This window comes from Achromobacter sp. (assembly GCF_036567245.1).
In the GTDB taxonomy this organism is placed as follows: Bacteria; Pseudomonadota; Gammaproteobacteria; order Burkholderiales; family Burkholderiaceae_B; genus Achromobacter.
In genome coordinates this window covers 1-10,837 of record NZ_DATCUY010000324.1, presented here as the reverse complement: position 1 = coordinate 10,837, position 10,837 = coordinate 1, and the positions used below count along the sequence as shown (strand labels likewise).

The following is a 10,837-nucleotide window of genomic DNA, read 5'->3' as shown; positions in this document are numbered from 1 at the left end:
CGGCGCGTCCGGCGTCGCGACCCGATAGCCCGCGCCCGGCCGGGCCGCCAGCCAGCCCAGCGATACCAGGCGGCTGTAGGCGCTGGCCACTGTAAAGGTGCTGATGGCGTACTGGCGCGCGAACTCGCGCACCGAGGGTAGGGACATACCCGGACGCAGGGTCTGTTCGTCGATGGCGCGCAGGATGGCGGCGACCAGCTGCTCGACCAGAGTCGGCGCCAGTCCGCGGCCACGGGCACGGTTCGGCTGAAAATCGATCACGGAGATAACTGTACAGTTGTGTCGCCAATAACTATACAGTTAGCCGCATTTGCGCGGATCGTATATTTTCAATCCCCTTCAGACGCACCAGAATCGTTTCAATCCCGCTGGCTGCACACTCCGTCGCCCAAGTCCAGCGCTTGTCCGTCCCCTGGAGCCGCCATGAACGCCCCCGCCGAATTGCCCGACCTGTCCCACCTCTGGATGCCGTTCACTGCCAATAAGCAGTTCAAGGCCCACCCGCGCATGCTGGCGACCGCCAAGGGCATGTACTACACCTCGACCGACGGCCGCCAGATCCTGGACGGCACCGCCGGCCTGTGGTGCGTCAACGCCGGCCATGGCCGCGAGGAAATCGTCGCCGCGATCTCCCGCCAGGCGGGCGTGATGGACTACGCGCCGGGCTTCCAGCTGGGCCACCCGCTGGCCTTCGAAGCCGCCACCGCCGTCGCCGGCATGATGCCCCAAGGCCTGGACCGGGTCTTCTTCACGAACTCGGGGTCGGAATCCGTCGACACCTGCCTGAAGATCGCCCTGGCCTATCACCGCGCCCGCGGCGAAGGCCAGCGCACCCGCCTGATCGGCCGCGAACGCGGCTACCACGGCGTGGGCTTCGGCGGCATTTCGGTCGGCGGGATCTCGACCAACCGCAAGACCTTCTCCGGCGCGCTGCTGCCCGCCGTGGACCACTTGCCGCACACCCACAATATCGAGCAGAACGCCTATTCCAAGGGCCAGCCGGCCTGGGGCGCGCACCTGGCCGATGAACTCGAGCGCATCGTCGCCCTGCACGATCCCTCCACCATCGCGGCGGTCATCGTCGAACCCATGGCGGGCTCGACCGGCGTGCTGATTCCGCCCAAGGGCTATCTGGAGAAGCTGCGCGAAATCACGTCCAAGCACGGCATCCTGCTGATCTTCGACGAAGTCATCACCGCCTATGGCCGCCTGGGCGCCGCCACGGCATCCGAATTCTTCGGCGTCACGCCGGACATCATCGCCATGGCCAAGGGCGTGAGCAACGCCGCCGTGCCGGCCGGCGCCGTCGCGGTCAAGCGCGAGGTGCACGACGCCATCGTCAACGGCCCCGCCGGCGGCATCGAGTTCTTCCACGGCTACACCTATTCGGCGCACCCCCTCGCGGCCGCTGCCATCCTGGCCACGCTGGACATCTACCGCCGCGAAGACCTGTTCGGCCGCGCCCGCAAGCTGTCCGGCGCCTTCCAGGAGGCCGCCCACAGCCTGAAGGGCGCGCCGCACGTCATCGACGTGCGCAACCTGGGCCTGGTCTGCGGCATTGAGCTGGCGCCGCGCGCGGGCGCTCCCGGCGCGCGCGCCGCCGAAGTCTTCCAGAAGTGCTTCGACAACGGCCTGATGGTGCGCTACACGGGCGACATCATCGCGATCTCGCCCCCGCTGATCATCGAAGAAGCCCAGATCAGCCAGATCTTCGAACAGATCGGCAAGATACTGAAGGAACTCGCCTGATAATGCGCCGCCCCGCGAGGGGCGGCTTTTCGCCAGGGCGGCCCCAGGCCGCCCTCCGGCATTTTTCAAAGCCCCGGATTCGAGCGTTCGACCCATGAAGAAGATCCCGCATTTCATCAACGGCCAGCACTACGACGGCCGCAGCAACCGCTACGCCGACGGCTTCAACCCCGCCACCGGCGAAGTCGTCTCCTCCATTCCCCTGGCGTCCAACGAAGAAGTGGCGCTGGCCGTGGCCGCCGCCCGCGCCGCCTTTCCGGCCTGGTCCGAAACGCCCGCGCTCAAGCGCGCGCGCATCCTGTTCAACTTCAAGGCGCTGCTGGACAAGCACCAGGACGAACTGGCCGAGCTGATCACGCGCGAGCACGGCAAGGTGTTCTCCGACGCCAAGGGCGAGGTCACGCGCGGCATCGAAATCGTCGAGTTCGCCTGCGGCATTCCTCAGCTGATGAAGGGCCAGTACTCCGACCAGATCGGCGGCGGCATCGACAACTGGAGCATGCGCCAGGCCCTGGGCGTGGTGGCCGGCATCACGCCATTCAACTTCCCCATGATGGTGCCGTGCTGGATGTTCCCGGTCGCCATCGCCTGCGGCAACACCTTCGTGCTCAAGCCTTCCGAGCGCGATCCGTCGGCCTCGCTGCGCCTCGCTGAACTGCTGGCCGAGGCCGGCCTGCCCGAAGGCGTGTTCAACGTCGTGCATGGCGACAAGCAGGCAGTGGACGCGCTGATCGCGCATCCGGACGTGGAGGCCCTGTCCTTCGTCGGCTCGACGCCGATCGCCGAGTACATCTACGCCGAAGGCACCCGCCGCGGCAAGCGCGTACAGGCGCTGGGCGGCGCCAAGAACCACATGGTGATCATGCCCGACGCCAACCTGGACCAGGTTACCGACGCCTTGATGGGCGCAGCCTACGGCTCGGCCGGCGAACGCTGCATGGCGATCTCGGTGGCCGTGGCGGTGGGCGACGTGGCCGACCAGGTGGTCGAACGCCTGACGCCGCGCGTGAAGGCGCTGGTGGTCAAGGACGGCATGCAGTCGGACGCCGAAATGGGCCCGCTGGTGACCGCCCAGCACCGCAACAAGGTCCTGGGCTACATCGAGGACGGCATCGCTTCCGGCGCCGACCTGGTGGTCGACGGCCGCGGCCTGCAAGTGCCGGGCAACGAAAAGGGCTTCTTCCTCGGCGGCACGCTGTTCGACAACGTCAAGCCCGCCATGAACATCTACCGCGAAGAAATCTTCGGACCGGTGCTGTGCGTGGTGCGCGTGCCGGACTTCGCCTCGGCAGTGGCACTGATCAACGCCCATGAGTTCGGCAACGGCGTGGCCTGCTTCACGTCCGACGGCGGCGTGGCGCGCGCCTTCGCCCGCCAGATCAAGGTCGGCATGGTCGGCATCAACGTGCCCATTCCCGTGCCCATGGCCTGGCACTCCTTCGGCGGCTGGAAGCGTTCGCTGTTCGGCGACCACCACGCCTACGGCGAAGAAGGCATCCGCTTCTATTCGCGCTACAAGAGCGTGATGCAGCGCTGGCCGGACAGCATCGCCAAGGGCGCGGAATTCACGATGCCAGTGGCTGAGTGAGGGTCCCCCCCCGAAGCGCTGCGCGCTTCCCCCCCAGGGGGGCGTCGCTGCGGACCGGCGGAGCCGGATCCGCGCGACCCCGCTTGGGGGACGTTTTGCCTGATTGCGGCGTTGTGCCTGTTTTCGTTGTTCCTGTTTTATGCGTGGCTGGTGGTGCGGTGGCGCCACTTTAGAACTGACTTGGGCGCGGCTTGGCCCGCGCCTTTCCTCACATCAAAACAACAAGGGGATCCTGATGCGCATCGGGATAGGCGGCTTTCAGCATGAAACCAATACGTTCGCGCCTTCGCGCGCGGCGTGGGAAGACTTTGCCGAGAAGGGCGGCGGCTGGCCCAAGCTGGTCAGCGGGCCGGCGATGTTCCAGGCGGTGGCGGGCGCCAACATACCGGTGGCCGGCTTCATCGAAGCCATGGGACGGCACACGCTGCTGCCCACCACCTGGGCCGCGGCCAGCCCCTCGGGGCCGGTCACCAAGGACGCGTTCGAACGCATCAGCGCGATGATCCTGCAAGGCCTGTCGCTGGCGCTGCCGCTGGACGGCGTCTATCTGGACCTGCACGGCGCCATGGTCACGGAACACCTGGACGATGGTGAAGGCGAATTGCTCAAGCGCGTGCGCGAGCTGGTGGGCCCGGACGTGCCCGTCGTGGCCAGCCTGGACCTGCACGCCAACGTGACCCGCGCCATGGTGCGCCACGCGGACGCGCTGGTCTGCTACCGCACCTATCCGCACATCGACATGGCCGAAACCGGGCAACGCGCCGCCGAACTGCTGTCCGCGCGGCTGGCCGGCATGCCCCGCCCCTGCGTGGCCTTGCGTGCGCTGCCTTACCTGATTTCGCTGTGCTGGCAGTCCACCGATATCGAACCCTCGCGCAGCCTGTACCAGCGGGTGGGCGACATCGAGGCGCGCGGCGCTCACAGCCTGTCGTTCGCCACGGGCTTTCCCGCGGCCGACTTCCCCGAATGCGCGCCCACGGTATGGGCCTATGGCGCCACGCAAGCCGAAGCCGACGCCGCGGCCGACGAGATGACCAGCGCCGTGCTCAACGCGGAACGCGACTTCGGCGGCAAGCTCTACACGCCGGACGAAGCCGTGCAGGAAGCGATGCGCCTGGCGCGCGACGCGCATAAACCCGTGGTCATCGCCGACGCGCAGGACAATCCGGGCGCGGGCGGCAGTTCCGACACCACCGGCGTATTGCGCGCCCTGATCAGGCACGATGCGCGCGATACTGCCATCGGCCTGATCGTCGACCCCGCGGCCGCGCTGGCGGCGCATCGCGCCGGCGCCGGAAACAAGGTACGGATTGCATTGGGTGGACACTCGGGTATTCCCGACGATGAACCGCTGGACAGCGATTTCATCGTCGAGAAAACTTCGGATGGACGCTTCGATACGCATGGCGCGTTCTATCGCGGCTTCCATATGGATCTCGGCCCCAGCGCCTGCCTGCGCATAGGCGGCGTGCGCATCATCGTCGCATCGAACAAGGTGCAGATGGCCGACCAGGAGATGTTCCGCTTCGCCGGCGTGGAGCCGCGGCGCGCCGCGATCCTGGTGGTCAAGAGTTCCGCGCACTTCCGCGCGGATTTCACCGACATCGCCCAGACGATCCTGGTGTGCGCGGCCCCCGGTTCCATGCTGATGGATGCGGCAAAACAACCATGGACACGGTTGCGTCCCGGCATCAGAATGGCGCCTTGCGGACCTGTCTTTTCGGGCAGGCCCGCTACCGCCTGAAGCTCGCACGCCGCCCCAGCGCGGCGGATCAACGACGCAGCGGCGCGATGGCGCCGCTCACTACGCATCAAGGGGAACATTCATGCTGAAGTACGTCCGAGCGGCCGCGCTGGCCGGCGCCACCCTGATGATGGCTCATGGCGCCTACGCCGAGACCGTCATCAAGTCGGTGATGCACTCGCCTTTGCGCCTGACCGACCCGCATGCCACCACCGCGTACATCACGACGTGGCACGGCTACATGATTTACGACACCCTGCTGGCCACCGACGCCGACAACAAGATCCAGCCGCAGATGCTGGAAAAGTGGGAAGTCTCGCCCGACGGCAAGACCTACACCATGACCTTGCGCGACGGCCAGAAGTGGCATGACGGCAAGCCGGTGACCTCCGAAGACTGCGTCGCGTCGATCAAGCGCTGGGCCGCCGGCGACGGCATGGGCCGCACCCTGCTGAAGTTCACCGACAAGATCGAAGTCATCGACGACAAGAACTTCCGCATCGTCATGAAGGAACCCACGGACCTGGCGCTGCGCGCCCTGTCCAAGCCCACCGGCACCGCGCCGTTCATGATGCCCAAGCGCATCGCCGAACAGGCCATCGGCCAGCCCATCACCGACATGACCGGTTCGGGCCCTTTCAAGATCATCGAATTCAAGCCGGGCGTGAAGACCGTCTACGCCAAGAACGCCGACTACGTGCCGCGCAAGGAACCCGCCAGCGGCCTGGCCGGCGGCAAGGTCGTCAACGTCGACAAGGTCGAGTGGGACGTCATGCCCGACGCGCTGACCACCGCCAACGCGCTGCTGGGCGGCGAAATCGACTTCGTCGAACAGTTCCCCTACGACCTGCTGCCGATGATCGAAGGCAACAAGGACCTGAAGGAAGAGTCGCTCAGCCCGGTCGGCTACTTCACGATGTACCGCTTCAACTTCAAGTACCCGCCCTTCAACAACAAGAAGGTGCGCCAGGCCGCGATGTACGCCATCGGCCAGGAAGACGTGATGAAGGCGCTGGTCGGCAATCCCAAGTACTGGAAGACCTGCGCCTCGCTGTGGGGCTGCGGCACGCCGCTGGAAAGCGACATCGGCAAGGACATGGTGGTGCCGTCCAACATCGAAAAGGCCAAGGCGCTGCTGAAGGAAGCCGGCTACGACAACACGCCCATCCTGGTCATGCACGCAACCGACGTCGGCACCCTGTCGGCCCAGCCGGTGGTAATGGCCCAGGCGCTGCGCAAGGCCGGCTTCAACGTCAACCTGGCCGCGATGGACTGGCAGAGCGTGGCCACGCGCCGCGCCTCGAAGGCCGCGCCGGCGGAAGGCGGCTGGAACATCCACAACACCAACTGGTACGCCACCGACGTGATGGACCCGGTCCGCTCCGCTCCGGCTGCCGCCAACGGCGACAACGCCTGGTTCGGCTGGCCCGACTTCCCGCAGATCGAGGAACTGCGCACCAAGATGGCGCTGACCTCCGACCCCGCGGAACAGAAGAAGATCGCCGAGGAAGTGCAGCGCATCGGCATCGACGAAGGCCTGTACGTGCCGCTGGGCCAGATGTCCGTGCCCACCGTCTACTCGACCAAGCTGTCGGGCCTGGTCCATGCGCCGGTGTTCGCGTTCTGGAACGTCAAGAAAGCCCCTTGACGGGCAAGTAGTTCAGGGGGAAATACATGCTGGCATTTGTCTCACGCCGGCTCCTCGCGACCATCCCCGTTCTGGTGATGGTCGCGGTGGTGGTCTTCGCGATATTGCGTTTCAGCCCGGGAGATCCGGCCATCATCATGGCGGGCGATGGCGCCACGCCCGAACGTATCGTGCAGATACGCCAGACGATGGGCCTGGACCAGCCGGTCATCAAGCAATTCTTCATCTGGGGCGGCAAGCTCCTGCAAGGCGACCTGGGCACCTCGCTCATGTCGGGCGTGCCGGTCACCAAGCTGATCGGCCAACGCCTTGAACCATCGCTCAGCCTGGCGGTGCTGACCCTGGTGTTCACCCTGATCGTCGCCATCCCGCTGGGCGTGCTGGCCGCGTGGCGGCAAGGCAGGCTGCTGGACCGCGCCGTGATGGGCTTCTCGGTGCTGGGCTTCTCGGTGCCGGTGTTCGTCACGGGATACCTGCTGATCTGGCTCTTCGCCATCAAGCTGGGCTGGTTCAACGTGCAGGGCTACACGCCGCTGGAAAAAGGCTTCTGGCCTTACCTGCACCGCCTCATCCTGCCGTCACTCGCCCTGTCCACGGTCTACGTGGCGCTGATCGCGCGCATCACGCGCACCAGCGTCATCGAGGTCATGGGCGAGGACTTCATCCGCACGGCGCGATCCAAGGGCCTGGGCGAAACCGGCGTGCTGCTGGGCCATGCCCTGCGCAACGCCGCCGTGCCCATCGCCACGGTGGTGGGCCTGGGCATCGCGCTGCTGATCAGCGGCGTGGTCGTGACCGAATCGGTGTTCAACATCCCCGGCCTGGGCCGGCTGGTGGTGGAAGCCGTGCTGGCGCGCGACTACCCCGTCATCCAGGGCCTGACGCTCTTCTTCGCGTTCGTCTACGTGTTCATCAATCTGGTTGTCGATTGCGCCTACACGGTGTTCGACCCGCGGATCAGGTACTAACGCCATGCAAACGCCAACCGATGCCGCCGCGCAAGCGGCCGCCGATCTCCCCGGCGGCGGCACGCCCCAGGCCACCGCCTGGCGGCAGATCCGCCAGGGGCTCAAAAGCTGGCCCGTGATGCTGGCGCTGGTGGTGCTGGTGACCATCGTCGCCGTCGCGCTGTTCGCGCCGTTGCTGGGTACCGTCGACCCCACCCTGCTCGACCCCGGCGCACGCCTCAAGCCGCCCTTCTCCGACTACCTGCTGGGCACCGACGCCTTCGGCCGCGATGTCTGGTCGCGCGTGGCCTACGGCGCCCGCATCTCGCTGATCGCAGGCCTGGGCGCGGCGGTCGTCAGCGTCGCCATCGGCCTGGTCATCGGCGTGATCGCGGGCTGGTTCCGTTCGCTGGACGGGCTGATCATGCGCACCATGGACGCCATCATGGCCATCCCCGGCATCCTGCTGGCGATCGCCCTGGTGTCGGTCACGGGCGCCAGCATCACCACGGTGCTGGTGGCCATCACCATCCCCGAAATCCCGCGGGTGGTGCGGCTGGTGCGCGGCCAGATCCTGACCGTGCGCGGCGAGCCCTATGTCGAGGCGGCGCTGGCCCTGGGCACGCCGTTGCCGCTGCTGCTGTGGCGCCACATGGTGCCCAGCACGATCGCGCCGTTGACGGTGCAGGGCACCTACGTCTTCGCCTCCGCCATGCTCACCGAAGCCATCCTGAGCTTCCTGGGCGCGGGCATCCCGCCCGAGATCGCCTCCTGGGGCAACATCATGTCCGAAGGACGCATGTACTTCCGCATGCTGCCTGGCCTGATCCTGTTCCCCGGCCTGTTCCTGTCGCTGACCGTGCTCAGCGTCAACATCCTGGGCGACGCCTTGCGCGACGCGCTGGACCCGAAAATGGTGCGCAGGATCTGATGCCGATGACCTACTCTCCCATTCCTCCCGCAGGCGATACCTCGTCCGCCATCCTGGCGATCCGCAACCTCTCGGTGGAAGTCGCCGGCGCCGGCAACCGCGTCGTGCGCAACCTCAGCCTGGACGTGCACGCCGGCGAAACCGTATGCGTGGTCGGCGAATCCGGCTCGGGCAAGTCCGTGACGTCGCTTGCCGTGATGGGCCTGCTGCCGCCCGGCGTGCTGGGCGTCAGCGCGGGTTCCATCCGCGTCGAAGGCGAGGACGTGGTCAGCGCCACGCAGCGCCGCCTGCGCGAGATGCGCGCCACGCGCATGGCCATGGTGTTCCAGGAACCCATGACCGCGCTGAATCCGGTGCACACCGTGGGCAAGCAGGTCGACGAAGTGCTGCGCCTGCACCGCAAGCAGATGTCGGGCGCGGAACGCCGCGCCAAGGTGCTGGACATGTTCCGCTCCGTGCATCTGCCTGACGTCGAACGCATCTTCGAAGCCTATCCGCATCAGCTGTCGGGCGGCCAGCGGCAACGCATCGTCATCGCCATGGCGCTGATCCTGGAACCCAAGCTGCTGATCGCCGACGAGCCGACCACGGCGCTGGATGTCACCACGCAGAAGCAGATCCTGGCCCTCATCAAGGAACTGCAGGTCAAGCACCAGACCGCCGTGCTGTTCATCACGCATGACTTCGGCGTGGTGGCCGAGATCTCCGACCGCATCGTGGTGATGAACCGCGGCGACCTGATCGAAAGCGGCACGCGCAACGAGATCCTGGCCGAGCCCAAACAGTCCTACACCCGCCGCCTGGTGTCCTCGGTGCCCAGCCTGGTGCCCTCGCGCCGCGAGGCGCCGGCCGGCATGCCGGTGCTGCACGTCAAGGGGCTGGGCCGCACCTACGGCACCAAGAGTTCGCTCTTCTCGCGCCAGACCGCGCGCAGCGTGATCGCGGCCACCGACGTCAACCTGACGCTGCGCAAGGGCGAGATCCTGGGCATCGTGGGCGAATCCGGCTCGGGCAAGTCGACCGTGGCGCGCTGCATCGTGCGCCTGATCGAGCCCACCGCCGGCCACATGATGATGGGCGGCGAAGACCTCAGCACCCTGTCCGGCGCGGCGCTGCGCCCCGTGCGCCGCCGCATCCAGATCGTGTTCCAGGACCCGTACCGTTCGCTGAATCCGCGCCGCAAGGTCGGCGAATCCATCATCGAGGGCCTGCTGAACTTCGGCGTGGCACGCGAGCAGGCATTGAAGCGCGCCGGCGAAACGCTGAGCGTCGTGGGCCTTAGCCCGGACGCCATGAACCGCTACCCGCACCAGTTTTCCGGCGGCCAGCGCCAGCGCATCTGCATCGCGCGCGCCCTGGTCATGGATCCCGAGGTCCTGGTGGCCGACGAGGCCGTTTCCGCTCTGGACGTATCGGTGCAGGCGCAGGTGCTGGAGTTGCTGGAACAGGTGCGCCAGCGCACCGGAGTGGGCGTGCTGTTCATCACCCACGACCTGCGCGTGGCCGCGCAGATCTGCGACACCATCATGGTGATGCAGCGGGGCAAGGTCGTCGAGACCGGCTCCGCTGAAACCGTGCTGACTGAACCGCGCCACGAATACACGCGGGCCCTGATCGATGCCGCCCCGGGGCGCGACTGGGACTTCCGCAACTTCCGGCCGGTCGCGGCCGGCCTGGGCCACGCCGCCGCGCCCTGAGGCTCGCAGCCTGTACACACACTGGAACCGAAATGCCGCAACCGCATGAACTGTCCGCCGTGGAGATGCTCCAGGCCTACCGCAACAAGACGCTCTCGCCCGTCGAGGTCACCCGCTCGGTGCTGGATCACATCGCGCGCTGGGAGCCGCAGCTCAAGGCCACCTACGCCCTGGATGCGGACGGCGCGCTGGCGCAGGCCCGCGCCTCCGAAGCCCGCTGGATGAAGGGCGAGCCGCTGGCAACCGGCGGCCACACGCTGGACGGCGTGCCGGCCACCATCAAGGAAAACATCGCCACGCGCGGCGTGCCGGTGCCTCTAGGCACGGCGGCCACCGAATTGAAGCCTGCCGCCGCCGATGCGCCGCCAGCCGCCCGCATGCGCGAGGCCGGCGCCGTGCTGCTGGGCAAGACCACCATGCCCGACTTCGGCATGCTGTCCTCGGGACTGTCCAGCTTCCATGAACTGACCCGCAATCCCTGGGACCTGTCCAAGAACCCGGGCGGATCCAGCGCCGGCGCGGGCGCCGCGGCA

At 67.1% G+C, this 10,837-nt stretch carries 9 protein-coding genes; 8 read left to right on the top strand and 1 reads right to left on the bottom strand.

Features of this window, described 5'->3' with window-relative positions; genetic code table 11:
• Nucleotides 1-261 (bottom strand): winged helix-turn-helix domain-containing protein (locus VIR09_RS14205; RefSeq protein WP_332013446.1); only part of this gene is annotated, 261 nt, incomplete at its 3' end.
• Nucleotides 262-423: 162 nt separating this feature from the next.
• On the opposite strand from VIR09_RS14205, the gene VIR09_RS14200 reads away from it, so the two are divergent.
• The 8 genes from VIR09_RS14200 to VIR09_RS14165 form a co-directional block, all read left to right on the top strand.
• Nucleotides 424-1,749, top strand: coding sequence for an aspartate aminotransferase family protein (locus VIR09_RS14200; RefSeq protein WP_332013445.1), 1,326 nt, complete (start codon nt 424-426; stop codon nt 1,747-1,749).
• A 94-nt stretch (nt 1,750-1,843) separates the two neighbouring features.
• A complete protein-coding gene (locus VIR09_RS14195) occupies nt 1,844-3,337 on the top strand; it encodes a CoA-acylating methylmalonate-semialdehyde dehydrogenase (RefSeq protein WP_332013444.1) in 1,494 nt (497 codons plus the stop codon).
• Nucleotides 3,338-3,572: 235 nt separating this feature from the next.
• A complete protein-coding gene (locus VIR09_RS14190; RefSeq protein WP_332013443.1) occupies nt 3,573-5,081 on the top strand; it encodes a M81 family metallopeptidase in 1,509 nt (502 codons plus the stop codon).
• An 82-nt stretch (nt 5,082-5,163) separates the two neighbouring features.
• A complete protein-coding gene (locus VIR09_RS14185) occupies nt 5,164-6,729 on the top strand; it encodes an ABC transporter substrate-binding protein (RefSeq protein WP_332013442.1) in 1,566 nt (521 codons plus the stop codon).
• A gap of 26 nt (nt 6,730-6,755) precedes the next feature.
• Complete coding sequence (locus VIR09_RS14180; RefSeq protein ID WP_332013441.1) at nt 6,756-7,697, top strand: ABC transporter permease; 942 nt, start codon at nt 6,756-6,758, stop codon at nt 7,695-7,697.
• Nucleotides 7,698-7,701: 4 nt separating this feature from the next.
• A complete protein-coding gene (locus VIR09_RS14175) occupies nt 7,702-8,607 on the top strand; it encodes an ABC transporter permease (RefSeq protein WP_332013440.1) in 906 nt (301 codons plus the stop codon).
• Nucleotides 8,608-8,612: 5 nt separating this feature from the next.
• Nucleotides 8,613-10,304 (top strand): ABC transporter ATP-binding protein, encoded by a 1,692-nt coding sequence (locus tag VIR09_RS14170; protein WP_332013439.1) that lies wholly within the window; start codon nt 8,613-8,615, stop codon nt 10,302-10,304.
• 32 nt (nt 10,305-10,336) lie between these two features.
• On the top strand, nt 10,337-10,837 hold a 501-nt coding region (locus VIR09_RS14165), incomplete at its 3' end, for an amidase family protein (protein WP_332013438.1).